Source organism: Pandoraea eparura (assembly GCF_902459725.1).
Lineage (GTDB): Bacteria > Pseudomonadota > Gammaproteobacteria > Burkholderiales > Burkholderiaceae > Pandoraea > Pandoraea eparura.
Genome location: NZ_CABPSH010000003.1, coordinates 437,236 through 462,973, shown reverse-complemented (window position 1 = coordinate 462,973; position 25,738 = coordinate 437,236). Strand labels below are relative to the sequence as shown.

Sequence of the window (25,738 nt, the reverse complement as noted above, 5' to 3'; positions counted from 1 at the left end):
CTTGGGTAGGGGGGGCTACTGGGCACGCTTCACATAGGCGTTGAAACCATGATCGGCGTACGCCGACAACGGGAGTTCGTCGCTCAATACCGCGGCATCGATGTCCGCCAGATCCTGAATGTGTTGCTGATGTTCCCAGTACGCGAGACCCGCCAGACCGATCACCAGGGCGGCGAGCGGCCAGAGCAGCCCAAGACGGCGCAGCTTGTCGAGCGTGCGGCGCGGGCCGCCGGCTTGCGACGATGGCATGGTGCCGACGCCGGCGAGCACCAGCGCCGGTTGCACCACGGCCACCGGTTCGGGCTTTTTGCGCGCGAGCGCTTCTTGGCGAGCCGCGGCCAGCCGGGCCGCGATATTCGGCGACGGTGCGTCGGACGCTTCGTCCAGCGCACGCCGCACGCGATGTGCGAAGCGGAGTTCCCTCGTTTCCAGATCGTGATTCATAACCTGATCCCTTTTGCCTTCAACGCCTGCGCCAACGCGTGTGTGGCGCGCGAGCAATGCGTCTTGACGCTGCCCTCCGAGCACCCCATCGTGGCGGCCGTCTCGGCAACGTCCATGTCTTCCCAGTAACGCATGAGGAAGGCTTCTCGTTGACGTGTCGGCAGTTTCTGTATTTCCGCCTCGATGAGCGAGAGGATTTCGGCACGCGAAACTGCATCTTCGCTGCTCTCGGTCTGCACAGACCCATCCTCGGCCAATAAGGTTTCCAGAGGGTCGAAGTCGTCGCGTTCGTCGTCGCCGGGGCCGGCGAGATTCGAGAATAGCGTCACCCAGGTGTTGCGCACCTTTTGCCGACGGAAATAGTCGTGAATTGCGTTCTGAAGGATGCGCGTAAACAGCAATGGCAGGTCGGCCGACGGCTTGTCGCCGTATTTTTCGGCCAGGCGGATCATCGCATCCTGAACGATATCGAGGGCGGCCTCGTCGTCGCGTACGGCATAGACGGCCTGCTTGAAGGCGCGCCGTTCGATGCCTGCGAGAAAATCCGCCAGTTCCTTGTCAGATGCCATCCGGTGGGGTGCACGCAGCGTTGCGCGCTGCGCCTGTGAAATGCCATGTAAGCGTAAAGGCCGGGTGAAGATCGCGCAGGATCACGCTGGATCACGCAGCCGGTGCGGATGCTACCAAAAACGCGCTTTGCTGTAACCGCTTTTTGCTTGCGGTGGTGCCGGTTTGCGACGGTTCGGGGCTCGGCGGCTTCCTACTTCCTATCGTGTGAAGATTGTGCACCGGCTTGGGGCTGTGTGGGGCATGGCGCGGGAATTCTGCGCGACCGACTTCGCAGTCATGCTGCAAATGCATAAACCTGCTTGACCATTTTGCTGCAAACCGGTAAGGTTGCCAGTTCGCAATATCTGTGATTGTCTCAATATCGGCACGCCTATCCGGTGTGTCCATCATTCAGACGCGCAGCTTGAGCCCGAACCACAAGTTCGCGGGGAGAGCACCCGATCAAAATTTTTGCCGAAACTTTGAAAGGTCGACGATGAATATGCCAAGCGCGGAATTCTCCGAGGCGGAAGCTACACGCCACCAAAATACCTCCGAAGACATGATTGGCGCCGAGATCCTCGTGCGCTCGCTTCAGGAAGAAGGGGTCGAACATCTGTGGGGTTATCCCGGCGGTTCGGTTCTCTACATCTACGACGAACTCTACAAGCAGGACAAGATCCAGCACATCCTGGTGCGCCATGAGCAGGCAGCCGTGCATGCGGCCGACGCTTATTCGCGTTCCACCGACAAGGTCGGCGTGTGCCTCGTGACGTCCGGCCCCGGCGTGACCAACGCGGTCACCGGGATCGCCACGGCGTACATGGATTCGATCCCGCTCGTCATCATCACCGGGCAGGTGCCCACGGCCGCCATCGGCCAGGACGCCTTCCAGGAATGCGACACGGTCGGGATCACCCGTCCGTGCGTCAAGCACAACTTCCTCGTGAAGGATGTGCGCGATCTCGCCGCAACCATCAAGAAGGCCTTCTACATCGCCAGGACGGGTCGTCCGGGCCCGGTGCTGGTCGATATTCCGAAGGACGTGTCCAAGGCGCGCTGCCGCTTCGAGTATCCGAAGTCGGTGTCGCTGCGCTCTTACAACCCGGTCACGAAGGGCCACTCGGGTCAGATCCGCAAGGCGATGAGCCTGCTGCTCTCGGCCAAGCGTCCCTATATCTACACGGGCGGCGGCATTATTCTGGCCGATGCGTCGAAGGAACTGAACCAGTTCTGCGACCTGCTCGGCTATCCGGTGACCAACACGCTCATGGGCCTGGGCGGGTATCGTGCGAGCGATCCCAAGTTCCTCGGCATGCTGGGCATGCACGGGACGTACGAGGCCAACATGGCCATGCAGCACTGCGATGTGCTCATCGCCATCGGTGCGCGCTTCGACGACCGTGTGATCGGTAATCCGGAACACTTCGCCGAGCGTGCTCGCAAGATCATTCACGTCGATATCGACCCGTCGTCGATTTCCAAGCGTGTGAAGGTCGATATCCCGATCGTCGGCGACGTGAAGGAAGTGTTGCGCGAGATGATCGAGAACCTGCAGACGGCCGAACACGGCCCGGACACCGCGGCGCTGGCCGACTGGTGGAAGCAGATCGAGGCATGGCGCTCGCGCGATTGCCTCGCCTTCGATCGCCAGAGCGAAATCATCAAGCCGCAACATGTCGTCGAGACGTACTGGAAGCTCACCGATGGCGAAGCCTTCGTGTGCTCGGACGTCGGTCAGCACCAGATGTGGGCGGCGCAATACTACCGCTTCAACAAGCCGCGCCGCTGGATCAATTCGGGCGGCCTGGGCACGATGGGTTTCGGCCTGCCGGCGGCCATGGGTGTGAAGATGGCGCATCCGGATGCCGAAGTCGCCTGTATCACCGGCGAAGGCTCGATCCAGATGTGCATTCAGGAACTCTCGACGTGCCTGCAGTACCGCACGCCGATCAAGATCCTGTCGCTCAACAATCGCTACCTGGGCATGGTTCGCCAGTGGCAGCAGATCGAATACAGCAAGCGCTACTCCAGTTCGTACATGGACGCGCTGCCCGACTTCGTGAAGCTTGCCGAGGCCTACGGTCACGTGGGTATTCGCATCGAGAAGTCGTCGGACGTCGAGCCGGCACTGCGCGAGGCGTTGCGCCTGAAGGATCGTACGGTATTCATGGATTTCCAAACGGATCCCACCGAAAACGTCTGGCCGATGGTCCAGGCGGGCAAGGGCATCAGCGAGATGCTGCTCGGTTCGGAAGATCTGTAAGACGAGGCGCGCGCCGAGCGTCGCCGCCGGTCAGGCCGGCGCGGGCGCGACGTCCCCACACTAGGACAATCCGGGATACACCATGAGGCACATTATTTCTGTTTTGCTCGAGAACGAGCCGGGCGCGCTGTCGCGCGTGGTGGGCCTGTTTTCGGCACGTGGCTACAATATCGAGACCCTCACTGTCGCGCCGACCGAAGATCGGTCGCTCTCACGCATGACGGTGGTCACGACGGGCTCCGACGACGTCATCGAGCAGATCACCAAGCACCTGAACCGGCTCATCGAGGTGGTGAAGGTGGTCGATCTGACCGAAGGGGCGCATATCGAACGTGAGCTGATGCTCATCAAGGTGCGCGCCGTGGGCAAGGAGCGAGAAGAGATGAAGCGGATGTCGGATATTTTCCGCGGCCGCATCATTGACGTTACTGAAAAGACCTACACGATCGAGCTGACCGGGAATTCGTCGAAACTCGACGCGTTCATCGAAGGGCTCGATCGTACGGCGATTCTCGAGACGGTTCGTACCGGTGGCTCGGGCATCGGGCGCGGTGAGCGCATCCTGAAGGTCTGATCGGCAGCGGCAACGCGGTAAGCGGATTTCGATCCATTCTGATTTGAGTAATTTTTTGGCATTACGGGACAATTCCAAATGAAAGTTTTCTACGACAAAGACGCCGACCTCTCCCTCATCAAGGGCAAGCAAGTGACGATCATCGGCTATGGCTCGCAAGGCCATGCCCACGCCCAGAACCTGAAGGACAGCGGTGTGAACGTGACGGTCGGTCTGCGCAAGAATGGCGCTTCGTGGAACAAGGCAGTCAGCGCCGGCCTGAACACCAAGGAAGTGGCGGAAGCCGTGAAGTCGGCCGACATCGTCATGATGTTGCTGCCGGACGAGCAGATCGGCGACGTGTACAAGAACGAAGTGCATGACAACATCAAGCAAGGCGCCGCACTGGCCTTCGCGCACGGCTTCAACGTGCATTACGGCTGCGTGATTCCGCGCGCCGACCTCGACGTCATCATGATCGCCCCGAAGGCGCCGGGCCACACGGTGCGCTCGACGTACTCGCAAGGCGGCGGCGTGCCCCACCTGATCGCCGTGGCACAGGACAAGTCGGGCGCCGCGCGCGACATCGCCCTGTCGTACGCTGCCGCAAACGGCGGCGGCCGTGCCGGCATCATCGAAACGAACTTCCGCGAAGAGACGGAAACCGACTTGTTCGGCGAACAAGCCGTGCTGTGCGGCGGTACCGTCGAGCTGATCAAGGCCGGTTTCGAAACGCTGGTCGAAGCCGGTTATGCGCCGGAAATGGCCTACTTCGAGTGCCTGCACGAACTCAAGCTGATCGTCGACCTGATCTATGAAGGCGGCATCGCCAACATGAACTACTCGATCTCGAACAACGCCGAGTACGGCGAGTACGTCACCGGCCCGCGCGTCGTGACCGAAGAGACGAAGAAGGCCATGAAGCAGTGCCTGACCGACATCCAGACCGGCGAGTACGCCAAGTCGTTCATCCTGGAAAACAAGGCAGGTGCTCCGACCCTGATCTCGCGTCGTCGTATCACGGCCGAGCACCAGATCGAGCAAGTGGGCGGCAAGCTGCGCGCAATGATGCCGTGGATCGCCAAGAACAAGCTGGTCGACCAGTCGAAGAACTAAGCCCGACGCGCCGTAAGATGCGTATGCCCGGCACAGCTTGCGGGCGTTGCACCGGCGGCGCACGGCAGACGGGGCGAGCGCCAAAAGCGCCTGTCGCGGGTAAAAGCGCATAAGGGGCTGGATCGCCGTCACCGTCGCGCCGGGCCGTCCGCTTTGCTGTAGCTGTCGCTATGGCAAGGCGGGCGGCCTTTTTCGTTTTGTCCCGGATATCGATCGGTTCGACCAGCTCGCCCCGTGTGCCCAGTGCGCTCCGTGCGACCCGTTCGATCGGCTCCACCAGCTCGACCAGCTCGACCAGCTCGAGCCGTTTGACCAGTTCGACCCGCTTGGCCAGTACGGACAATGCGATCAGTGAGATCAGTGGATCAGTGGATCAGTGGATCAGTGCGACCGACTCGACCATCTGGGCCGTGATCTGGTGCTGTGGTTGTGCGAAATGACCGACTTTGGCGTTGTGCCGCCGACCTGTCGATTGGGGAAAAAGTGTCACGGCGCCGCGCGCATTGCTACAATGCCGCCACGTCATGGTTTGGCCCAACGCAGGCCGACCCGCTCACTCAACCGTTTTACCAAGGACGCGAGCTCAATCGCATGAATTATCCTCACCCGATCATTGCCCGCGAGGGCTGGCCCTTCCTGGGTATCGCCGTCGCCGTCGCGCTCGTCGTGCACTTCATGGCCGGCGTGCTGTGGGCCGCGCCGTTCTGGGTGATCGCCCTGTTCGTCCTGCAGTTCTTCCGGGATCCGCCGCGGCAGGTGCCGCAGCAGGCCGGCGCCGTGCTCTCCCCGGCCGACGGCCGCATCGTGGCCATCGAAACCACGCAGGATCCGTACGCCGGTCGTGAAGCGCTCAAGATCAGCGTGTTCATGAACGTCTTCAACGTTCACTCGAATCGTGCCCCGGTTGACGGCACGGTGACCAAGGTGGAATATTTCCCGGGACGCTTTTTCAACGCCGATCTGGACAAGGCATCGCTTGAGAACGAGCGCAATGCGCTGGTGATCGACGTGGGCGGTCAGATCGTCACGAGCGTGCAGGTCGCGGGGCTCATCGCGCGCCGTATTCTGTGCTACGTCAAGGCCGGCGATACGCTTTCGCGCGGTCAGCGTTACGGCTTCATTCGTTTCGGGTCGCGCGTCGATGTGTACCTGCCGCTGGGCTCGCGTCCGCGCGTGACCATCGGTGAGAAGGTGTCGGCCACCTCGACGATCCTCGCCGAGCTGTAAGCCACCCGAGCCTCCGGGCCACGTCCGTGGGTGGCGGCGCGACCTTCAGTGGTGCGTCGCCGGGCTGCGGCCTGCAACGGCTTTCGCTTCGCGCGTTCCAATAGCGGTGATCCGTCGCGGGTTCGCCCGCCGTCATAGCATCGTCAAGGAGGTACAGATGCCGGAAAACCATCGCGGCCGCTTGCGCAACAATGTCAGGCATCTCTCGGCGTTCAGCCGTCACAACCATTCATCCGCAGAGCCATTGATGAACGAAGACCACGACCAGGGTGTGGAGGACGATCTGCCTGTGCGCCCGCGCAATCGCGGCATCTACCTGTTGCCGAATGCCTTTACGACAGCCGCGCTGTTCTGCGGCTTCTTTGCGATCGTGCAGGCCATGAACGATCGCTTCGAGCAGGCCGCCATCGCGATCTTCTTCGCCATGGTGCTCGATGGCATGGACGGGCGCGTGGCGCGCATGACCAACACGCAGAGCGCGTTTGGCGAGCAATACGATTCGCTCTCGGACATGACCTCGTTCGGCGTGGCGCCGGCGCTGGTGATGTACGAATGGATTCTCCACGAGATCGGCAAGTGGGGCTGGCTCGCGGCGTTCGTCTATGTGGCCGGCGCGGCTTTGCGGCTGGCGCGCTTCAACACGAACATCGGCGTGGTCGACAAGCGTTTCTTCCAGGGGTTGGCAAGCCCCGCGGCGGCGGCGCTCATTGCCGGGTTCGTGTGGATTACGATCGACAACAAATTGCCGGTGAATGTGTTCTGGATGCCATGGGTGGCGTTCGGGTTGACAATCTATGCGGGCATGTCGATGGTGTCGAATGCGCCGTTTTACAGTGGCAAGGCGCTCGATGTGCGCCAGCGCGTGTCGTTCGGCGTGGTGCTGCTCTTCATGGTTGGCTTCATTCTGGTGTCGTCCGACCCGCCGCTGGTGCTCTTCGGGATGTTCTGCCTGTACAGCATCTCCGGCTATGTGCTGTGGGGGTTCCGTTTCCTGAAGGGCCGTCGGCAACGCATCTTCGGCGAAGTCGACGAGTAGGCGGGTGAGTAGCTAAGGTAAAGGAGATGTTCTTTAAGCTTGCAATGCTCGTGTCTAGACCGTTCCTGGCTGGCGAAGTTGAAAGCCTTCGCGCCAGGATCGGCTCGATTATTGCGACTATAGACGCCGAAGATTCTTCGTATTCTTTTTACTTGGCGCAAAAGTTGCTTGTGTCTGGGGAAGATCGCCGTGCGTCCAGTCACGCTGGGGTCGACGTTGTCGCCATATTCAGGGCACTTTTTGTTCGAATTAGCTCGGGGCGGCGCCAAGGGGGCAGTACTCTTGAGCAACAAGTGGTTAGAGTTCTCACCGGAGCGTATGAAATAACCCTGCGACGCAAGTTTCGCGAGGCATTACTGGCCCTACATGTATCGCGCCTGATTCCCAAGCATCGATTTCCGCAGGTATACCTGATGATTGGGTACTTTGGCACGGGCCTAGTGGGATACAAGTGCGTGGAGCAACATTTGCGCAGACAAGGGCTAGTAGATCACGTAGAGCTTTGTGCGGCGATTGTCGCCCGCTTGAAGTATCCGGAGCCAAGAGTGATGTCGGAGCGACGTTGGCAACAACTTAATTTGCGCTCGATGCATCTCGTCCGTCTATATCACGAACACTCAAAAAGCGGTGTCTATGACTTCCTCGAACTTCCCCCCATTCGACTCGGTGAGCCGATCTCTTCATGGACTGGAACATCATCCGAAACCTATGGCGTTCAAGGATGCGTTGAGAACGTCGGGCAAAGTTGATCGTGAAAGCCTTGTTAGGCTTTGGCTAACGGAGGGAATTCCATTTGCATTTTCTGAATGCGCAGGAGTCTATGAGGACATGCGCGGTTGGATTGCTGTGCGTTTGAATGTACAGGCGAAGGATGTGACGCTGGTCGGGAGTGCGAGAATCGGTTTCTCGATGCATCCGAACAATTTTGGTAGGGAGTTTGGTGGCGAATCAGATCTCGACTTGACGGTGATCAACGAGCCATTATTCGAGCGCTGTCGGGCGAACGCGTTTGCGTTCGTTCAAGCAGTTTCGGATGGGGATCCAGCACCTCGAAATGAGGCCGAGAGAAAATATTGGCCTGAAAACGCTAGGTGGTTGCCTGCTAATATACAAAAAGGGTTTCTAAATACGTTTCAGATCCCGAACCTGAGCATGTTTGAAGCGTCAAGTTCAGTCAATCATGTTATGTCAATAGTGAAGCGGCGCCTTGAGGTTACAGAAGGTGCGCCACGTCCAAAGAAAGTATCTGCAAGGGTTTATCGAAACTGGGACTCACTTGTCGCGCAAGTTGCGTTCAATCTCGAGACTGCCCGTAGGAAGTTGGACGGGGATTCCTGACCTGCTAATGCTGACTCTCCGCTAACGCGAGCGAGACTACACATCGTGTAGCACAGGAGGCGGTGAGTCTGGCGTCGATTGTTCAATACACAAGATCCCCACAGGAGAAAGTCATGGCCGACAAGCTGATCATTTTCGATACGACCCTGCGCGATGGTGAGCAGTCGCCCGGCGCGTCGATGACGCGTGATGAGAAAATTCGTATCGCCCGTCAGTTGGAGCGTCTGCGCGTGGACGTCATCGAAGCCGGCTTTGCCGCCAGCTCGAACGGAGACTTCGAGGCCATCCAGGCCATCGCCGGCATCATCAAGGACAGCACCGTGTGCTCGCTCGCGCGTGCCAACGACCGCGATATCGCCCGCGCCGCCGAGGCACTCAAGGGCGCGAACTCGTCGCGTATCCACACGTTCATCGCCACGTCGCCGCTGCACATGGAGAAGAAGCTGCGCATGAGCCCGGATCAGGTGCTCGAGCAGGCGAAGCTCGCGGTGCGGTATGCGCGCCAGTTCACGGACAATATCGAATTCTCGCCGGAAGACGGCAGCCGCTCCGAGCTGGATTTCCTGTGCCGCGTGCTGGAAGCCGTCATCAACGAAGGTGCGACGACCATCAACGTGGCCGATACCGTCGGCTATGGCGTGCCGGAACTCTACGGCCAGCTCGTGCGCACCCTGCGCGAACGTGTGCCGAATTCGGACAAGGCGGTCTGGTCGGTGCACTGCCACAACGATTTGGGCATGGCCGTGGCCAATTCGCTGGCGGGCGTGCAACTGGGCGGCGCGCGTCAGATCGAGTGCACGATCAACGGTCTTGGCGAGCGCGCGGGCAATACCGCGCTCGAAGAGGTCGTGATGGCGATCAAGACCCGCAAGGATTACTTCGGCCTGGAACTCGGCATCGACACGACGCAGATCGTGCCGGCCTCGAAGCTCGTCTCGCAGATCACCGGTTTCAGTGTGCAGCCGAACAAGGCCGTGGTGGGCGCCAACGCGTTCGCCCACGCCTCCGGCATTCACCAGGACGGCGTGCTCAAGGCACGCGACACCTACGAGATCATGCGGGCGGAAGATGTGGGCTGGACCGCCAACAAGATCGTGCTCGGCAAGCTCTCGGGCCGCAACGCCTTCAAGCAGCGCCTGCAGGAACTGGGCATCGAGATGGCGTCGGAGCAGGACGTGAATGCCGCATTCGCCCGCTTCAAGGAACTGGCCGACCAGAAGTCTGAAATCTTCGACGAGGACATTTTGGCGATCGTCTCGAATGAAGCCCAGGCCGAAGGCGGCGAGCATTTCTATCTCGTGTCGATGGCGCAGCATTCCGAGACAGGCGAGCGCCCGAGCGCCCATGTGGTCTTCACGGCGCAGGGCAAGGAACTCGTGGGGGACGCCGAAGGTAACGGCCCGGTCGACGCGGTGCTCAATGCCATCGAATCGCAGGTGCAAAGCGGCGCCGAGCAACTGCTGTATTCGGTGAATGCGATCACGACCGGTACGCAATCGCAGGGCGAGGTGACCGTACGACTGTCGAAGGGCGGACGCATCGTGAACGGTGTGGGCACGGATCCGGATATCGTCGCGGCCTCGGCCAAGGCCTATCTGTCGGCGCTCAACAAGCTGTATTCGAAGGCCGAGAAGCTCAACCCGCAACTGACGCCGTAATCGAGGGCGCCCTGGCGCCGTTGACCGTCGATGTATCGCACACACAACGCCCGCATCCGCACATCCGGCATGCGGGCGTTGTGCTGTCGGCGGTGCCTGAAAGACGATCAGAACAGGTCGTGGTCAAATTTCTCGTGCAGCGGATCGGGGCTGATCTGGGTGGTCTTGACGATGCCGTTCGCGTCGAAATAGAAGTTCATCATCGAGTACCAGACGTCGTCCTGCTTGAAGCGATAAGTCCAGACTTCGCGCTTCATGAGGGGGAAGTACGACGTTTCGACCGGCTCGCCGAAGTGATGCAGCACGTCGGTTTTCGTCCACTTGTCGATTTCGACCTTGTTGAACTCCGGCATCGAGAGCACTTGCGCGGTACCCAGCAGGCGGCCTTGTGCATCGAAGTCGGCGGCGATCGTCTCTTCACCGAACGGCTTGGTCGGATAGAGCCATCGCGTCACGCCTGGGGCGAGCGGATAGACTTCCTTCGGTTTGCCCAGCCGCGCCTGCACCTCGGTCTGCGAGGTGTTGGGAGAAAATGTCTGCCACGGGGGCGTGTAGCAGGCGCTCAGCGATAGCGCGAGTGCGCCGCTCAAGAGCCAGCGCAGCGCCGCGACAGGGCGCAAGGCGCTGGGGGGAGGGGGGCTTTGGGTAACGGCGTTCGGGGGGGCGATGCCCGCGCGCGCGCGGATCGGATCAGTCATGAATGGCCTCGCGTCAGAGGAAGACGGCCGCAGGGCGGCATGCCGATAGCATACCGCCGTGGGATGCGTCCCGGGGCGCGTCGGCTTGCCGGGGGTGGGCGGGAACGTTATGATTCGCGCCGAAACAGTCTCTGGGGCTTCAATGAAAGTTCATGTCTTGCTGGCGCGCTTGAGCGCGGTGCTTTGCGCCGCCACCCTGCTGGCCACGACCAGCCTTGCCCACGCGGCACCGCCGATCCGGCTCGCGCTCATCGAAGGGATGAGCGGCCCCTTTGGCAATGCGGGGGCGATGGTCGAGCGCAATTTGCGATTTGCGATCGAGCGCGTGAATGCGCGCGGCGGGGTCAAGCTGCGCGACGGCGCTCATCCGTTCGAGCTGACGGTGTTCGACAGCAAGGGCGGCGTTGAAGACAGCCTGGTGCAGCTCAAGGCGGCCGGCGATCTGGGCATTCCGTTTGTCCTGCAGGGCAACAGTTCGGCCGTTGCGTCGGCGCTGATCGATGCGATCAACAAGCGCAATGCGCGCGAGCCCGGGCAGCGCATGCTGTTCTTCAATTACTCTGCTGTCGACACGGCGCTCACGAACGAGCAGTGCAGCTTCTGGCATTTCGCCTTCGACGCCAATGCTGCCATGCGCATGCAGGCGTTGACTGAAGCCATCAAGCAAGACCCGAGCATCAGAAAGGTCTACCTGCTCAACCAGGACTACAGCTTCGGCCGGCAGGTCGCGGGGCTGGCCCGTCAGATGATCGGTGCAAAGCGCCCGGATGTGCAGATCGTGGGCGAACAGTTCAACCCGGTGGGGCGGGTGAAGGACTTCACGCCCTATCTCGCGCGCATTCGCGCGGCGGGCGCGGATACGGTGGTGACGGGGAGCTGGGGCAACGACCTGACCTTGCTCGTCAAGGCCGCGCGCGAACAGGGAATGGAACTCAAGTTCTACACGTTCTACGGCAACGCCCTCGGCGCTCCGGCGGCGCTGGGCGAGGCCGGCGTTGGTCGCGTGTACGCGGTGGCCGAATGGCACCCAAACGTGGGCGGAGAGGCATCGGATGCGTTCTACAAGACGTTCCGCGCGCGTTATCCGGAGGCGCGCGACGACTACCCGCTGCTGCGCATGAGCGTGATGATCGACATGATCGCCGCGGCGATCGAGCAGGCCGGCACTACCGATGTGACGACGGTGGCGAGGGCGCTCCAGAACCGCCGGATTCGCGAGGCGCCAGTCGATGCGTGGATGCGTCCGAACGACCACCAGATGATCGAGCCGTTGTACGTTTCCGTGATGCGTCGCGCGGGCGAGCCGGGGGTGAAGTTTGATAACGAGGGCTCGGGCTTCGGCTTCAAGACAGTGCTCGAGCTACCCGCCAGCAAGGTGGCGTTGCCGAGTACTTGTCGAATGGCCCGCCAGCGGTAACCGCCCGGCGAGGCGGGAGGACGGACGCGATGGGCGGGAAGCAGCGAGCGCCGTGCGAGATGTGAGGCCGATTTGTCGAAATTTTCAAGATAATTTGGTGAAATTTCATCGATTATTCGATGCGACGGCCGATTTTTCCCGCTAGAACCCCTCGCTCGGCCCCACCCAAGGCGGCGTGGCGAGGAAAAATGTGGCGTCCGGGAGGCAACTCCCGTATAATCGCGCACTTGCAGTTTTGTTTATGTGCGGCTAAGCCGCGCATGTTTTTGTAAGTTCACGGCACGGCCATTCTTCCGTGACCGCGTGTATCCAAAGGAAAGCAAATGACTACCGCAATGACCAAGAAGTCGGACGTCGTGGCGCAATTCGCCCGCGCCGCCAACGATACCGGTTCCCCCGAAGTGCAAGTGGCGCTGCTCACCACGCGCATCAACGAACTGACGCCGCACTTCAAGGCGCACATGAAGGATCACCACAGCCGCCGCGGTCTGCTGCGCATGGTGAGCCGTCGCCGCAAGCTGCTCGATTACCTCAAGGGCAAGGACGCCGATCGTTACCGCGCCCTGATCGAGAAGCTGGGCCTGCGTAAGTAAGCGATTACGATTACGACGAGATGCCTGTATCAGCGTGCTGATGCAGGCATTTTGTTTTTGGGCGCTGCCTGATGGATGTCCCGAGGATGTCCGGCAGGTTGCCAGCCGCGCCGTCGGGCGGGGTTCGCCCAGTTCCCGCAGTTCATGCGGTTCCCACTTTACGGGGCCTCGTCGATAAGCAGGGCTTGTGTCATTCCAGCGTCGTCCGAACGATGCGTGTGCCAACGTGCCGGGCAACGCTGGAATGGCATAACACTCCCCCCTGCGAGGCGTCGGGATCCCCCCGGCAGCGATGTCGCGCCGCTGCTGCATTCGCGCGATTCGATATAGGAGTGCAAATGTTCAATAAAGTCGTCAAGTCTTTCCAATGGGGACAAAACACGGTTCGCATGGAGACTGGTGAGATTGCTCGCCAGGCATCCGGCGCGGTGCTGGTCGACATGGACGATACCGTCGTGCTCGCCACGGTGGTGGGCGCGAAGAGCGCCAAGTCGGGCCAGGATTTCTTCCCGCTGACCGTCGACTACCTGGAAAAGACTTACGCCGCCGGCAAGATCCCGGGTGGCTTCTTCAAGCGTGAAGGCCGTCCGTCGGAAAACGAAACGCTGACGTCGCGCCTGATCGACCGTCCGATCCGCCCGCTCTTCCCGGAAGGCTTCTACAACGAAGTCCAGGTGGTCGTGCAGGTCGTCTCCCTGAACCCGGAAGTGCCGGCCGATATTCCGGCCCTGATCGGTGCATCGGCCGCGCTGTCGATCTCGGGTCTGCCGTTCAACGGCCCGGTGGGCGCCGCTCGCGTGGCCTATGTCGACGGCCAGTACGTGCTGAACCCGTCGCGTGAGCAGATCGCCAAGTCGAAGCTCGACCTGGTCGTCGCCGGTACGGAACAAGCCGTGCTGATGGTGGAATCGGAAGCGCAAGAGCTGCCGGAAGACGTGATGCTGGGCGCCGTGGTGTTCGGTCACGAGCAGATGCAAACGGCGATCAACGCCATTCACGACCTCGTGCGCGACGCCGGCAAGGCCGAGTGGGACTGGGCCCCGGCCGCCAAGAACGAAGCACTGATCGCACAAGTGACCGAGCTGGCGGACGCCCCGCTGCGCGCCGCTTACCAGACGCGCGAGAAGCAAGCCCGTACGCAACAACTGCGTGCGGTGACGAACGACGTCATCGCCAAGCTGGGCGAGGCGGCACTCGCCAAGGGCGAAGCTGCCCCGGACAGCATCGACGTCGGCAACATCCTGTTCGATCTGGAAGCCAAGATCGTGCGTAGCCAGATTCTGGCGGGCGAGCCGCGTATCGACGGCCGCGACACGCGCACCGTGCGCCCGATCTCGATCCGCACCGGCGTGCTGCCGCGTGCCCATGGTTCGGCGCTGTTCACGCGTGGCGAAACGCAAGCGCTCGTGGTGGCCACGCTCGGTACCAAGAGCGACGAGCAGATCATCGACGCGCTGCAAGGCGAGTACCGTGATCGCTTCATGCTGCACTACAACTTCCCGCCGTTCTCGACGGGTGAAACGGGCCGCGTGGGTTCGCCCAAGCGTCGCGAAATCGGTCATGGCCGTCTGGCCAAGCGTGCCCTGGTTGCGTGCCTGCCGGGCGCCGACGATTTCGGTTACACCGTGCGTGTCGTGTCGGAAATCACCGAGTCGAACGGTTCGTCGTCGATGGCGTCGGTGTGCGGCGGTAGCCTCGCCATGCTGGACGCCGGCGTGCCGCTGACCTCGCCGGTCGCCGGCATTGCCATGGGCCTGATCCTCGAAGGCAACAAGTTTGCCGTGCTGACCGATATTCTCGGCGACGAAGATCACCTGGGCGATATGGACTTCAAGGTGGCGGGGACGTCGAATGGCGTGACCGCCCTGCAGATGGACATCAAGATCCAGGGCATCACGAAGGAAATCATGCAGGTCGCTCTGGCGCAAGCCAAGGAAGGCCGCCTGCACATTCTCGACAAGATGACGCAAGCGCAGTCGGGCGTGCGTACGGAGCTGTCGGAATTCGCGCCGCGCATGGTCACCATCAAGATCAACCCGGAAAAGATCCGTGACGTGATCGGCAAGGGCGGTTCGGTGATCCGTGCGCTGACGGAAGAAACCGGCACGAGCATCGACATCTCGGACGACGGTGTGGTGACGATTGCCAGCCCGAGTGCGGAAGGCATTGCCGAAGCGAAGCGTCGCATCGAGCTGATCACCGTGGAAGTCGAGGTGGGCCAGGTGTACGACGGTACGGTGCTGAAGCTGCTCGAGTTCGGCGCGATCGTGTCGGTGCTGCCGGGCAAGGATGGTCTGCTGCACATCTCCGAGATCGCCAACGAGCGTATCAAGGACATCAACGAGTACCTCAAGGAAGGTCAGGTGGTGCGCGTGAAGGTGATCCAGCAGGACGACAAGGGTCGCCTGCGCCTGTCGCACAAGGCGCTCACGGACGAGGAAAAGCAGGGCAGCCCGGCGCTGGTCAAGCGCGAAGGCGACGCCCAGTAATTTCGGTGTCCGCATGAGGCTCGGCGATACGCGTTCGCGTGTCGCTGTGCCAAGGAAGACGGTGACGCTTCGGTGTCGCCGTTTTTTTATTCATCGCACGGATCGGCAAAATAATGCGGAAAAAATGCGAGAAGGGTATTTACAGAAAATGGGTTTGTCTTTAGAATCTCATTTCTCTGTTCGGGGGGTATAGCTCAGCTGGGAGAGCGCTTGCATGGCATGCAAGAGGTCAGCGGTTCGATCCCGCTTACCTCCACCACGGATTCCGACGCTTGATTTTCAGGCGCATCGAACAAGCAAGATTCTTGCGAAAACGATGTAAAAGACTTGAAAATAAAGCTTCACAAGCGAAGAAATGTTGTTTAGAATGGCGTTCTTCGCGAAATGCAGTAAAGCGAAACAGACAAGATTGTGACGATTTTGTCCCCTTCGTCTAGAGGCCTAGGACATCACCCTTTCACGGTGAGTACAGGGGTTCGAATCCCCTAGGGGACGCCAGAATTGGTGCCGGTAGCGAGTCGGTATCAGTTTGAAAGTGCCAAGCAGTTAGTGGCGTAAAGCCCGCTGAAAGTTAGGCGGGTTTTTTTGTCGGTTTTGGAGCGGTAGTTCAGTTGGTTAGAATACCGGCCTGTCACGCCGGGGGTCGCGGGTTCGAGCCCCGTCCGCTCCGCCAAAACCTACGAAGTTCGGCAATCTGCGCGTAACAACGCTGCAATGTCGAATGGTGAGCAGGAAAGCAGAGTGAGTCACATCACAATGCTGCAGCAAGTTTGGAGCGGTAGTTCAGTTGGTTAGAATACCGGCCTGTCACGCCGGGGGTCGCGGGTTCGAGCCCCGTCCGCTCCGCCAAACGAAGAAAGCCCAGGCTGATGCCTGGGCTTTTTTTATCTCTCGACGCTCGTCGTTTCGGGGCCTGCAACGGGGGCTCGCGAGGCGTTTCGATGCCGTATTCTTCCTGGTAATGCCATCCCGAAAGGCTGTGCGGATTTTTCGCGCTATTTCTTTAAAATGCGCAAATTATGCGCATTGATGATGGATGGCGATCATGTGCGGCGAGCCATCGAGTCGTGGTGACGATCCTGAATCGACCGGAGGCGGGGGCGATCAGCCTCGATCAGCTTTTGACCCGCACAATCCAGCGCAGATAGAGCAGCAAGCCGAACGCAGCGACTGCCAGACTGGCGCTATTGGCGAACCAGAATCCCGCGGCGCCATGCAGCCACCCCGGCGACAGTCCGCCGACGTCGAAGCCCAGCACGTAACCGCCGCCCAGACCAACGCCCCAGAGCGATACGGCATAGATCACGGTCGGCACCACTGCCACTTTCCACGCGCGCAGCACGAAGACGGCGCTCACCTGCAATGCGTCGAAGACGTGATAGCCGGCGACGATGGCGAGCAACGGGGTTGCGACGGCGGCAACCAGCGGATCCGACGTATAAGCGGCCAGAATCCACTGTCGGCACAGTCCCATGAGGGTTGCCAGCAACACGCCCAGCAGTCCGGCAAACTCGACGCCCCGGCGTCCGATCCGGCGTGCCAAGCGGAAGTCGCGCGAGCCAATGGCTTGCGCGGTGAGCGTCGCAGTCGCGATCGCGATCGACATGGGCAGCATGTACATGAGTGCGCCGAGGTTTGCGGCAATCTGGTGACCGGCAAGTGTCACGTCGCCCAGGCGTGCAATGAAGATGGCCATGAACGAAAACGCTGTCACCTCGATCAGGTAGCTCAGCCCCATCGGTACGCCGAGCTTGAGCAGCACCCGAATCGCCTGCCAGTGCGGCCAGCAGAATCGCGAGAAGACGGCGAACTCGCGCAGCTTCGCGTGACGAGCCATCAACGTGAGCCCAAGCGCACAGGACACCCAGTTGATGGCCGTCGTGGCGATGGCGCAGCCGGTGCTGCCGAGTGCCGGAACGCCCAATCGCTCAATGCCATAGATCAGCGCCAGATTCAGCGGGACTTTCAAGGTCAGCCCGGTGAGTTGAATGGCCATGACGATGCGAGGCTGCCCCACGGCGGTGGACAGCGAGGAGTACACACGAAAGAGCAGTGCGGCGGGCAGGCCGAAGGCAAGAATCTGGAGATAGGCGCTCGCCCGCGCTTCGAGTTCCGGGGTCGCTTCCGAGAGCCGCAGAATGAACTGCGGGTGCGACAGCAGCAGCACGCCCGGTACGGCGAGGCACCCGGCGAGCCAGAACGCCTGACGGACTTCCTCGCCAATGCTCTCGCGCTCACCCGCCCCGAAGCGTTGTGCGACGATCGGGGAGAGTGCCACGAGCACACCCATCAGCCCGACATACACGGTGATGTAGATCGACCCGCCGAGCGCGAGCGATGCGAGATCGAACGCCGAGGCGCGACCGACCATCGCCGTATCCATCACCCCGAAGGCGATGACGGCCAACTGACCGATGAGCACCGGCCAGGCCAGCCCGGCAATGCGTTTGATGTCGTGCCACATAGCGTTGCGCGAAGGACGCGGTGGACGGGCTTAGCGCGGGCGCGCTCCGCGATGCCACGGACGCTCCTGCAATACGTAGAGGCGGAAGCGCTCGTCGCGGTCGGCCGCACGGCGGCCTTCCCAGAGTTGGCGCCATTCATAGGGCGCCAGCGACAACGGTTCGCTGTAGTCCTGCGAGTCTTGACGCAGCAACACGTCGCAATCGTCGCCGGCCGAGCCGAAGCGCATCTTGCCGAAGTAGGCGAACGAGGCGAGCTGCGCATCGCCGACGCGGGCCGTGCGAATGCAGGTGTAATCGGCCGGCAGATGCGCGGCGATCTGTGCCGCCACGTCGCGGTAGGTTCGGCCGTAGTTCACGACGGGCAGCCACAACGTCATGAGCAGCACCCACATCAGGGTAGTGCCGCCGGACGACAGCACCACGCTGCGCCACAAGACTTTCGGGCTGCGTGACACGCGCCATGCCACCAGCGCGACCCAGGCGCCCGTGACGATCAGGGCGCTGATCAGCGTGACCCAACTGAATTCGGGGGCGAAACCGGGGACCAGGCGCCGCAGGTTGCGAGCGATCGATGCGGGGAAGCCGGTGATGCCGGCCAGCCAGACGATCCAGACAAAGCCTGCCAGCACGGTAAACGACAGCACGGCGAACCAGTCGATGGCGTTGACCGTGCCGCGCTTGAGCGTGGGCAGGCCGAACGCGGCGATGATCGATAGCGCGGGCAACGCCAGCATGAAGAGCTGATTGCCCTGATGCGCCTGCAGCACGATCAGCACGAGAATAACGATGGCAAAGGCGAGGGCAATCGCGATGTGCGGTGCGCGTCGCATGCCGCGCCACGAGTATAGCGACCACGCGGCCAGCGGCCATGCAGGCCAGGCGAACAGCGCCAGGTTCTTGGCGATATAGCTCAGCGAGGCGAGCGTTGGGCCGCTGAACGCGTCCACGCCGATATCCGTCCATTCTCCGAGCCATTGGCGCGCGCCGTAGGCAAACTTGAGTGCCACGAGCGGCCACGCGCAGGCGATGAGCAGCGTCACGGGCGTGGAGACCAGCAGCAACATGCGCAGGGGTAGCGCGCGGCAGACCACGGCGGCGGCCATGCCCGCGACCCAGAGCGAGAGCGTCATCAACGGCGAGGACGCGAGCGCCATGCCGCCCAGCGCGAGGCCGAACCAGACGGCGCCCTGACGCGGCTTGTCGAGGCTGCGCACGAGGCCGTAGATCGCCATCGAAATGAGCGTGAGCTGCCCGACGGCAGACGTCGTTTCGTGCCCGCGTTCGGCCAGGCCGAAACAGGCAAGCAGAATCAGCAGCGCGCCATCGGCGAGCGTGCGGCCGTAGTCGCGGGGTTCGGGCTCGCCGCCAAAGGCATATTTGAACGGTTGCACTTCGGGGCGGCGGCCGAGCAGGTAGGTGCCGTACCAGATGAATGTGCAGGTGGCGTAGAAGCAAAGGCCGGTGACGATGCGGGCGGCGTCGGGCGCGTCGAGCCATGAAAAAGCGCGGATGGCGAGCGCACCGAGCCACGAGACGAGGGGGCCGGTGTCGTAGATGGGTTTGCCGGCGATGTTCGGCAGCAGCCAGTCGGACAACTGACCGTGTGCCATTGTCCACATGACGCCGAATCCCGCGGCGTCTTCGTTTTTCCACGGATCGCGACCGAACAACCCCGCCAGCACATAGATGACACAAATGGCGATCAGCAGCGAACGCGGTAGCGCGCTGGTGGCGGAGGCGGTGATGCGAACTCGTTTCATAGGCCGGACGACAGGACCGGCACGGCGGCCGGATGGGAGAGACTCAGGGAGCGAGCCGGAACGGACTCGAAAGTGAAACCTTGGGTGAAGCTCAGGGTGAAACTAAGGGAAAACTCGGGGAAATCGGCAAAGCCGACAGTATGACAGTAACCGGCCCGATGGCGCAGGCCAGATCCAACAAAAAAGGGCAGCCTGAGCTGCCCCTTTCCAATGTTTTCTCCAACGCCGGGGTGTTGCCCCCAATGTGCTGGCCCGCCAGTGTCTGCCGGGCCCCGCATCGCGTTGTGCGGCGCGTCGCCGGTAAAACTCAGGCGATCTTGCCGCCGGCGCGGTTGCCGAACTTCTGGCGGAACTTGTCGACGCGGCCGGCCGTGTCCATGATGCGCTGTTCGCCGGTGTAGAAGTTGTGCGAAGCCGACGACGTTTCGATCTTCACGAGCGGGTAGGTCTTGCCATCCTTCTCGACCGTTTCCTTGGTGTGGATCGTCGAGCGGGTGATGAATTCGAAGTCAACGCCGGGCGTCATGTCGCGGAACAGGACTTCGCGGTATTCGGGGTGAATGCCTTCTTTCATGATGTACCTTGGGTTAAGTCGGTAGCCAGTCTGCGCGGGAGGAGGTTCGCCCGAGGTCGTTACCCCGGGAGGCGCCCCGTTGGCCCGCTAACGCCAGCGCCGTCATACGGCGGGAAGGACGTCAACCACTTTCCGGGTGAGTAAAACGCGCATTATGCCATGAAAACAATGACTTTCGCAAAGTTTTCACGGGGTTGTGGCGGGCGCGAGCCCCGCCGTGCCGGGCGTGCCGTCGCCTGCGCCGGCGCTCGCTGCGGGATCTTGCAGGAAATAGCGGGAAAACAGTGTGTAGAGGGACGGATAGGCGTCGCGGAAGGCCTCGGGGGCGACAAAGAACGCCTCGGCGCAGACCGCGAAGAACTCCGATTCGTGTTCGGTGGCGTATGGATCGAGCAGCGACGACGACGCGAACGCGTCCCAATGGGCATCGGGAACGTTGGACACGTCGTGGCAGAACGCCTCATACGCAGGGTCGAAGACCTCGCACCAGGCCTCGGGCGTGAGCTCGCCATGCAGACGCCGCAGCATCGGCGGTACACCGTCGGCTTCACCGCCTTCCATGTCGATCTTGTGCACGAACTCGTGAATCACCACGTTGTACGCCAGCACATCGCTCGCTTGCACGTCTTGCCATGAGAGCACGACCGGTCCGCCTTCCCAGGCTTCGCCGCTCGCCTCCTGCGCGATGTCGTGCACCACGCCGGCGTCATCCTCCACGGTTTTGCGGATCAGGAACTCGCCGGGGTACAGCACGATGCCCGTCCATCCGCGATACAGCGCGCTGGGCAGATTGAGAATCGGCAGGCACGCCTGCGCGGCCACCGAGACGCACATCGCCTCGGTCAACGGCAGGTCGTGCGCCGTCGAAAAGTGTTTGCTGCCCAGGAACTCAGTCGCGAGTCCGCGCAGCTTGTCCACGTCGGCCGCGCTACGCCGTGCCAGGAATGGCAGTGCGCCCACCACCTCGTGCCAGACGGCGTCGTCGATGGTAGGGCGTGCGTGGGCGCGTCGGAGGCGGGCGAGCAGGGTTTTGAACATGACGAGCGAAGTCGGAGGGTTGATGCCGCAGCGGTGGTATGCAAGGGCACGTCGCACTGCGATGGCGCAACGTTACTAATTTAGCTGTTTTTGAAGGGCTGCAAAGATGGCGCCGCACAGCGCGACGATGGCGATGAAGTGAAAGCCGTCGATGAACGTCAGAAACGACGCCTGCCGCTGAATCATCCGGGCAATTTGCGCGAGCGCGGCGCCGTGGGCTTGCGAGGCGGCCACGCCCGCGTGCGTGAGGGCTGTGGCGAGCGCGTCGAGCGTCTGCGTGAAGCGCGGGTTGAAGGGATTGGCGATCTCCGTCAGGCGCGTGCGATGCAACGCTTCTCGATGCTGTTCGAACGCCACAATCGTCGAGACGGCGAACGAGCCGGAGAGCTGGCGCAGGATGTTCTTGAGCCGGTAGCCATGCACGAAGCTCTCGTGGTCGAAGGCGCGGAAGGTCAGGTTGGCCACGGGCAACACGGTAAAGATGCCGAACACGGCCTTGAGGGCCAGCACGCCATAGAGTTGCGGCTGACCCGCGTCGGGTGGCATGGCGGCGAGCCACAGGCTGGTGGCGATCGTCATCGCGAAGCCGCTCACGATCAGTAATTTCTTGTGCGTAATGAATTTCGCGACGCGAAAGTAGGCCAACAGCAGAAACACGGTGAGGAGCGCCGAATACCCGAGCAATTGCCCGGTTCGCTCGACCGTGAAGCCCAACCCCTGCTCGAGCATGCGCGGCATCAGGTAGCTTTGCGTGTTCGCCAGGTAGTAGTACGCCGCGTAAAGCAACAGCCCGACCTGAAACTCCCTGCGACGCAACGATTGCAGGCGAATGAAGGGTGCCGGATGTTGCCACTGGTGATAGCCGAACGCCACGAGCGCGCCCGTGCCGACGACGGTGAGCAACGGCAACCACGGGGTTTGCAGCCACAACGTGTAACGCATTTCCTGCAGCACGAGCTCAAACGCCCCCATCGCCAACGCGAAGGCCATGAAAGGGGCGAACGGGTAGCGGCTGTCCGTGGCGCGCTCGCGCAGGCGGCCGATGTCCGGCACCGAGAACCAGGCGAGTCCCGCGAGCAGCACGGCGGGCGGCGCGGTGCACAGGAACAGCGTGCGCCAGGTGTATTCGGCGATGAGCAGTCCGCCGATGAGCGGCGCAACGGCCGAGCCGGTGAACAGCAGCAGGGCGAAGGTTTGCACCGTTTTGCCGCGGCGCGCCGCCGGCACGCTCACTTGCGCGAGGATGCGGCACGAACTCATCCAACTCCCCGCGCAAAAGCCCTGGCAGGTCCGCGCGATCACGAGTTGCGTCACGCTCTCGCTGGTGCCCGCAAGCAGGGCGCCGCAGGCATACAGCAGCAGTGAGGCCGTCAGATAGCGGCGATAGCCGATGCGCTCGACAAACCATTGCTGTTTGAGGATGGCGAGGACCGACGCCATGCCGTAGGCCGTCGTTATCCAGACGAACTCTTTGGGTGAGGCGTCGACGCCGCCGGAGATGTAGACGGCGAAGTAGACAAGCAGCGCGTTCTCGAAAAATTCGAGCCCCGGGATCAGGCCAAGCGCGTAGCGGTATGCCTCGACGCGCATCGGTCTTGACGGGTCGTTTGCCGGCGCGGTGTCAGGACCGGTCGGCGGGACGGTGGATGTCATGATGGGCGACGCGGCGGCGGCGCTCAGTCGGGCAGCACCTTGCCCGGGTTCATCAGCCCGAGCGGGTCGAAGGCCGTCTTGAGCGTGCGCATCAGCGCGAGTTCGACCGGCGACTTGTAACGCGCCGAGGCGTCGCGTTTGAGTTGCCCGAGGCCATGCTCCGCGCTGATGGTGCCGCGATGGGCATGCACGCTGTCGTGCACGGCGGCGGTGACGCTCGTCTGATATTGGTGAAGGAAGGCCGCGGGATCGACGCCCTCGGGCGCCATCACGTTGTAATGCAGATTTCCGTCGCCCAGATGGCCGAAGGTGACCCTGCGCGCGCCGGGTGCAAGGCGCTCAACGATCGGGTCGGTGGCGTTGAGAAACGCAGGTACCTGGGACACCGGCACGGCGATGTCGTGCTTGATGTTGAGCCCCATGGCCGACTGCGCCAGCGGAATGCTTTCGCGCAAGTGCCAGAGCGCATTCGATTGCGCCAGGCTGTTCGCGACGATGGCGTCGCGCACGATGCCCTGCTCGACGGCCGCGCTCAGCAAGCGCTCCAGCAGATCGCGTGCGTGCGCTTCACTCTCGTTGTCCGACAGTTCGAGCAGCACGGCCTGGGCATGGGGTTGTGCGAACGGATAACGCTGCTGTGGGAAGACTTGCGCGACGAGTTGGAGGCAGAAGTGGGACATCAACTCGAAGCCTGTCAGCAGCGGGCCTGCCATGCGTTGCGCCAGATTCAGGAGTGCCAGCGCGTGCGCCGGGCTGTCCAGCGCGGCGAGCGCCGTCATGCGCGCCATGGGTTGTGCGAAGAGCTTGAGTGTTGCTGCGGTAATCAGCCCGAGCGTGCCTTCCGCGCCGATAAACAGATCGCGGAGGTCGTAGCCGGTGTTGTCCTTGCTCAGCCCGCGCAAGCCCTCCCACAGTTCGCCTTGTGGCGTCACCACCTCGAGGCCGAGACACAGTTCGCGCGTATTGCCATAACGCAAGACGGCGGTGCCGCCCGCATTCGTCGCGAGATTGCCGCCGATGGTGCAACTGCCCTCGGCAGCCAGGCTGAGCGGGAACAGGCGCTGCGCGGCGGCGGCCGCTGCCTGCACGTTCGCCAGCAGACAGCCGGCCTCGGCGGTCAGGGTCATGTTCTCGGCATCCACTTCTCGGATGCGATCGAGGCGGCGCAAGCTGATGAGCACCTGACGTCCGGTTGTGTCGGGCGTCGCGCCGCCGGCGAGGCCCGTGTTGCCGCCTTGCGGCACCATCGGCACGCCGTGCCTGACGCACAGTCGCACGAGGGCGGCGACCTGTGCGGTGTCGGCGGGGCGAAGCACCGCGAGGGCGCGTCCTGTGTAGCGTTTGCGTTGGTCGGTGAGGTAGGCGCCCGTGTCGGCGGCCTCGCGCAGAACGTGGTCACGACCCAGCAGGTCACGGCACGCGGTGAGGAAGGAGGAGTCGTTCATGGCAGGGGGGCGGCACACGCTTCGCGCGATCCAAGGTTTGGCAACGCTGAGTTTCGAGGGCAGGCGCTAACGGGCGGCGGCGGCGCAGGCTTTCGCGGCCCGCTTGAAGGGCCGCAGATAAAAGATCGTCGAGAAGAAAAAGACGACGGACAGTGCCGTCTCGATCCACGCGAGCGAGGCCGATACCCCTGTGTCCGTCATGCCGCGCACAACGCCTTCGGCAAGAAACAGCAGGATGAACATGCTTGACCACTGAAGCGTGTAGAGGTTGCCGCGCAACACGCCGCGCAGCGGCAGCAGCAACAGCAACGCCTTGAGTACCAGCCACGAGCCGCCGGGACGCAGCGGCGCAAGCCACAACTCCCAGGCGAGCGACAGCGCAATCAATGCCAACAGACTCGTCACGCTGGCCAGGCGCAGCCCACGAGCCCCGCCGGAGGCGACGGGCATCGGCGGTGGCGTGCGCGGGGCCTGCGCGTGCGCACTGCGGGCATCGGTGCTTTGTGGCATATCGGGCGGTGTAGCAGTCATGGGCTTGTCGTGAGGGCCGGATTTACTGCGGGAAAGCGAGCCGCCGCCGCGTCGGGGTGGCGTGACGCGCGGCGCAAGCCCTCATTCTGCCAGCTTGTGTGCGGCGCGGGCGAGTCGTGCGCCGAGCGCCGACGCCAATTGACGCTCTTCAGCCGAGAGCGGATTGCCGTCATGCGCGAAATGGGTGGCGCCGTAGGGCGAGCCGCCGGTCCGGGTGCTGGAAAGCGCGGGCTCGGTGTAGGGCAGGCCCATCAGCAACATTCCATGATGCAGCAGCGGGATCATCATCGACAGCAGCGTGCTTTCCTGGCCGCCATGCAGGCTTGCACTGGACGTGAAGACGCAGCCCGGTTTCCCGGCGAGTGCGCCCGAGAGCCATTGCGGCGTGGTGCCGTCGAGAAAGTACTTCAACGCGGACGCCATGTTGCCGAAGCGCGTCGGCGACCCGAGCGCGAGCCCCGCGCATTCTTCCAGATCGCGCAATTCGACATAGGGCGGGCCGCTGTCGGGAATGTCCGGGGCGCTCGCTTCGCATACGGTCGAAACGGCGGGGACGGTACGCACTCGCGCCTGTGCGCCGGGCACGCTGTCGATGCCGGCCGCGATGCATTGGGCGAGTTGTGCCGTGGTGCCGTGGCGGCTGTAGTACAGGACAAGGATTTCAGTCATGAAGTCGAATTGGCTGGGTCGGCTGGGCCGCGGTAGCGGGCAGCTGGATGCCCGGAGGCGTCGACACGAGGTAGCGACGTCGACCGGACGAGCTGCGCGTTGCGATATCGCTGGTCGAGCGTTACGACGACAACGTCGGCGCGAGTCTTGTGGCAGCAAACCCTTTAGCGCCTTTGGCCTTGGTGGGGAGGCGGGTGGAAAAGGAAACGCGACGGAACG

General features: G+C 62.4%; 22 protein-coding genes and 4 tRNA genes. 15 read left to right on the top strand and 11 right to left on the bottom strand.

What is annotated here, in order from left to right:
- Positions 1 to 15: 15 nt before the first annotated feature.
- Together PEP31012_RS10050 and PEP31012_RS10045 are read right to left on the bottom strand one after the other, a co-directional pair.
- The gene (locus PEP31012_RS10050; protein ID WP_150589193.1) at positions 16 to 444 is read right to left on the bottom strand and encodes a DUF3619 family protein; all 429 of its coding nucleotides are present in this window, start codon (positions 442 to 444) and stop codon (positions 16 to 18) included.
- Complete coding sequence (locus PEP31012_RS10045) at positions 441 to 1,013, bottom strand: RNA polymerase sigma factor (protein WP_150589192.1); 573 nt, start codon at positions 1,011 to 1,013, stop codon at positions 441 to 443. The genes PEP31012_RS10050 and PEP31012_RS10045 overlap by 4 nt, the downstream gene beginning before the upstream one ends.
- A 476-nt stretch (positions 1,014 to 1,489) precedes the next feature.
- On the opposite strand from PEP31012_RS10045, the gene PEP31012_RS10040 reads away from it, so the two are divergent.
- The 8 genes from PEP31012_RS10040 (at position 1,490) to PEP31012_RS10005 (ending at position 10,187) form a co-directional block, all read left to right on the top strand.
- Positions 1,490 to 3,259, top strand: coding sequence for an acetolactate synthase 3 catalytic subunit (locus PEP31012_RS10040; protein WP_150589191.1), 1,770 nt, complete (start codon positions 1,490 to 1,492; stop codon positions 3,257 to 3,259).
- Between the two features lie 82 nt (positions 3,260 to 3,341).
- Positions 3,342 to 3,833 carry an acetolactate synthase small subunit gene (gene ilvN, locus PEP31012_RS10035; RefSeq protein WP_023595471.1) on the top strand — a complete coding sequence of 164 codons (492 nt, stop codon included), beginning with the start codon at positions 3,342 to 3,344 and terminating at the stop codon, positions 3,831 to 3,833.
- Positions 3,834 to 3,911: 78 nt separating this feature from the next.
- Positions 3,912 to 4,928 (top strand): ketol-acid reductoisomerase, encoded by a 1,017-nt coding sequence (ilvC, locus tag PEP31012_RS10030; RefSeq protein ID WP_150589190.1) that lies wholly within the window; start codon positions 3,912 to 3,914, stop codon positions 4,926 to 4,928.
- A 591-nt stretch (positions 4,929 to 5,519) separates the two neighbouring features.
- Positions 5,520 to 6,155 carry a phosphatidylserine decarboxylase gene (locus tag PEP31012_RS10025; RefSeq protein ID WP_150589189.1) on the top strand — a complete coding sequence of 212 codons (636 nt, stop codon included), beginning with the start codon at positions 5,520 to 5,522 and terminating at the stop codon, positions 6,153 to 6,155.
- A gap of 157 nt (positions 6,156 to 6,312) precedes the next feature.
- Positions 6,313 to 7,191 carry a CDP-alcohol phosphatidyltransferase family protein gene (locus tag PEP31012_RS10020; RefSeq protein WP_150589188.1) on the top strand — a complete coding sequence of 293 codons (879 nt, stop codon included), beginning with the start codon at positions 6,313 to 6,315 and terminating at the stop codon, positions 7,189 to 7,191.
- Positions 7,192 to 7,217: 26 nt separating this feature from the next.
- On the top strand, positions 7,218 to 7,940 hold the full coding sequence (locus tag PEP31012_RS10015) for a transglycosylase domain-containing protein (RefSeq protein ID WP_150589187.1): 723 nt from the start codon (positions 7,218 to 7,220) through the stop codon (positions 7,938 to 7,940).
- 79 nt (positions 7,941 to 8,019) lie between these two features.
- Positions 8,020 to 8,529, top strand: coding sequence for a hypothetical protein (locus PEP31012_RS10010; RefSeq protein ID WP_174978180.1), 510 nt, complete (start codon positions 8,020 to 8,022; stop codon positions 8,527 to 8,529).
- A gap of 113 nt (positions 8,530 to 8,642) precedes the next feature.
- Entirely contained in the window at positions 8,643 to 10,187 is a 1,545-nt protein-coding gene (locus PEP31012_RS10005) for a 2-isopropylmalate synthase (RefSeq protein WP_150589185.1), read from the top strand.
- A 107-nt stretch (positions 10,188 to 10,294) separates the two neighbouring features.
- Here the strand turns inward: PEP31012_RS10005 and PEP31012_RS10000 are convergent, their stop codons facing one another.
- Positions 10,295 to 10,885, bottom strand: coding sequence for a hypothetical protein (locus PEP31012_RS10000; RefSeq protein ID WP_246171222.1), 591 nt, complete (start codon positions 10,883 to 10,885; stop codon positions 10,295 to 10,297).
- A 142-nt stretch (positions 10,886 to 11,027) separates the two neighbouring features.
- Here PEP31012_RS10000 and PEP31012_RS09995 point away from each other — a divergent pair, with 142 nt between their 5' ends.
- From PEP31012_RS09995 to PEP31012_RS09965, 7 genes are all read left to right on the top strand, one after another.
- The gene (locus PEP31012_RS09995; protein ID WP_150589184.1) at positions 11,028 to 12,302 is read left to right on the top strand and encodes a branched-chain amino acid ABC transporter substrate-binding protein; all 1,275 of its coding nucleotides are present in this window, start codon (positions 11,028 to 11,030) and stop codon (positions 12,300 to 12,302) included.
- A gap of 323 nt (positions 12,303 to 12,625) precedes the next feature.
- Positions 12,626 to 12,895, top strand: a complete 270-nt coding sequence (rpsO, locus tag PEP31012_RS09990) for a 30S ribosomal protein S15 (protein ID WP_017233294.1) — start codon at positions 12,626 to 12,628, stop codon at positions 12,893 to 12,895.
- Between the two features lie 332 nt (positions 12,896 to 13,227).
- A complete protein-coding gene (pnp, locus tag PEP31012_RS09985) occupies positions 13,228 to 15,384 on the top strand; it encodes a polyribonucleotide nucleotidyltransferase (RefSeq protein ID WP_150589183.1) in 2,157 nt (718 codons plus the stop codon).
- 183 nt (positions 15,385 to 15,567) lie between these two features.
- Positions 15,568 to 15,643 (top strand) — tRNA-Ala (locus PEP31012_RS09980).
- A gap of 163 nt (positions 15,644 to 15,806) precedes the next feature.
- Positions 15,807 to 15,882, top strand: a tRNA-Glu gene (locus PEP31012_RS09975).
- A gap of 98 nt (positions 15,883 to 15,980) precedes the next feature.
- Positions 15,981 to 16,057 (top strand) — tRNA-Asp (locus PEP31012_RS09970).
- Between the two features lie 99 nt (positions 16,058 to 16,156).
- Positions 16,157 to 16,233, top strand: a tRNA-Asp gene (locus PEP31012_RS09965).
- 265 nt (positions 16,234 to 16,498) lie between these two features.
- Here the strand turns inward: PEP31012_RS09965 and PEP31012_RS09960 are convergent.
- From PEP31012_RS09960 to wrbA, 8 genes are all read right to left on the bottom strand, one after another.
- Complete coding sequence (locus PEP31012_RS09960) at positions 16,499 to 17,848, bottom strand: MATE family efflux transporter (protein ID WP_150589182.1); 1,350 nt, start codon at positions 17,846 to 17,848, stop codon at positions 16,499 to 16,501.
- A gap of 30 nt (positions 17,849 to 17,878) precedes the next feature.
- Positions 17,879 to 19,609, bottom strand: coding sequence for an ArnT family glycosyltransferase (locus PEP31012_RS09955; RefSeq protein ID WP_150589181.1), 1,731 nt, complete (start codon positions 19,607 to 19,609; stop codon positions 17,879 to 17,881).
- Between the two features lie 307 nt (positions 19,610 to 19,916).
- Positions 19,917 to 20,183, bottom strand: coding sequence for a type B 50S ribosomal protein L31 (locus tag PEP31012_RS09950; RefSeq protein ID WP_150589180.1), 267 nt, complete (start codon positions 20,181 to 20,183; stop codon positions 19,917 to 19,919).
- Between the two features lie 186 nt (positions 20,184 to 20,369).
- Positions 20,370 to 21,221: a M90 family metallopeptidase gene (locus tag PEP31012_RS09945; protein WP_150589179.1), complete on the bottom strand. Its 852-nt coding sequence runs from the start codon at positions 21,219 to 21,221 to the stop codon at positions 20,370 to 20,372.
- 75 nt (positions 21,222 to 21,296) lie between these two features.
- Positions 21,297 to 22,874, bottom strand: coding sequence for an MFS transporter (locus PEP31012_RS09940; protein WP_150589178.1), 1,578 nt, complete (start codon positions 22,872 to 22,874; stop codon positions 21,297 to 21,299).
- Between the two features lie 23 nt (positions 22,875 to 22,897).
- Positions 22,898 to 24,319, bottom strand: a complete 1,422-nt coding sequence (locus PEP31012_RS09935; protein WP_150589177.1) for an FAD-binding oxidoreductase — start codon at positions 24,317 to 24,319, stop codon at positions 22,898 to 22,900.
- Between the two features lie 66 nt (positions 24,320 to 24,385).
- Positions 24,386 to 24,769 (bottom strand): DUF2069 domain-containing protein, encoded by a 384-nt coding sequence (locus PEP31012_RS09930; RefSeq protein WP_150589321.1) that lies wholly within the window; start codon positions 24,767 to 24,769, stop codon positions 24,386 to 24,388.
- Between the two features lie 162 nt (positions 24,770 to 24,931).
- Positions 24,932 to 25,519 carry an NAD(P)H:quinone oxidoreductase gene (gene wrbA, locus PEP31012_RS09925; RefSeq protein WP_150589176.1) on the bottom strand — a complete coding sequence of 196 codons (588 nt, stop codon included), beginning with the start codon at positions 25,517 to 25,519 and terminating at the stop codon, positions 24,932 to 24,934.
- Positions 25,520 to 25,738 lie beyond the last annotated feature (219 nt).

Coding starts and splice junctions, on each gene's coding strand:
- PEP31012_RS10050 (WP_150589193.1), bottom strand. CDS start 444: ATGAATCACGATCTGGAAACGAGGGAACTCCGCTTCGCACATCGCGTG.
- PEP31012_RS10045 (WP_150589192.1), bottom strand. CDS start 1,013: ATGGCATCTGACAAGGAACTGGCGGATTTTCTCGCAGGCATCGAACGG.
- PEP31012_RS10040 (WP_150589191.1), top strand. CDS start 1,490: ATGAATATGCCAAGCGCGGAATTCTCCGAGGCGGAAGCTACACGCCAC.
- ilvN (WP_023595471.1), top strand. CDS start 3,342: ATGAGGCACATTATTTCTGTTTTGCTCGAGAACGAGCCGGGCGCGCTG.
- ilvC (WP_150589190.1), top strand. CDS start 3,912: ATGAAAGTTTTCTACGACAAAGACGCCGACCTCTCCCTCATCAAGGGC.
- PEP31012_RS10025 (WP_150589189.1), top strand. CDS start 5,520: ATGAATTATCCTCACCCGATCATTGCCCGCGAGGGCTGGCCCTTCCTG.
- PEP31012_RS10020 (WP_150589188.1), top strand. CDS start 6,313: ATGCCGGAAAACCATCGCGGCCGCTTGCGCAACAATGTCAGGCATCTC.
- PEP31012_RS10015 (WP_150589187.1), top strand. CDS start 7,218: ATGTTCTTTAAGCTTGCAATGCTCGTGTCTAGACCGTTCCTGGCTGGC.
- PEP31012_RS10010 (WP_174978180.1), top strand. CDS start 8,020: ATGCGCGGTTGGATTGCTGTGCGTTTGAATGTACAGGCGAAGGATGTG.
- PEP31012_RS10005 (WP_150589185.1), top strand. CDS start 8,643: ATGGCCGACAAGCTGATCATTTTCGATACGACCCTGCGCGATGGTGAG.
- PEP31012_RS10000 (WP_246171222.1), bottom strand. CDS start 10,885: ATGACTGATCCGATCCGCGCGCGCGCGGGCATCGCCCCCCCGAACGCC.
- PEP31012_RS09995 (WP_150589184.1), top strand. CDS start 11,028: ATGAAAGTTCATGTCTTGCTGGCGCGCTTGAGCGCGGTGCTTTGCGCC.
- rpsO (WP_017233294.1), top strand. CDS start 12,626: ATGACTACCGCAATGACCAAGAAGTCGGACGTCGTGGCGCAATTCGCC.
- PEP31012_RS09960 (WP_150589182.1), bottom strand. CDS start 17,848: ATGTGGCACGACATCAAACGCATTGCCGGGCTGGCCTGGCCGGTGCTC.
- PEP31012_RS09955 (WP_150589181.1), bottom strand. CDS start 19,609: ATGAAACGAGTTCGCATCACCGCCTCCGCCACCAGCGCGCTACCGCGT.
- PEP31012_RS09950 (WP_150589180.1), bottom strand. CDS start 20,183: ATGAAAGAAGGCATTCACCCCGAATACCGCGAAGTCCTGTTCCGCGAC.
- PEP31012_RS09945 (WP_150589179.1), bottom strand. CDS start 21,221: ATGTTCAAAACCCTGCTCGCCCGCCTCCGACGCGCCCACGCACGCCCT.
- PEP31012_RS09940 (WP_150589178.1), bottom strand. CDS start 22,874: ATGACATCCACCGTCCCGCCGACCGGTCCTGACACCGCGCCGGCAAAC.
- PEP31012_RS09935 (WP_150589177.1), bottom strand. CDS start 24,319: ATGAACGACTCCTCCTTCCTCACCGCGTGCCGTGACCTGCTGGGTCGT.
- PEP31012_RS09930 (WP_150589321.1), bottom strand. CDS start 24,769: ATGCCCGTCGCCTCCGGCGGGGCTCGTGGGCTGCGCCTGGCCAGCGTG.
- wrbA (WP_150589176.1), bottom strand. CDS start 25,519: ATGACTGAAATCCTTGTCCTGTACTACAGCCGCCACGGCACCACGGCA.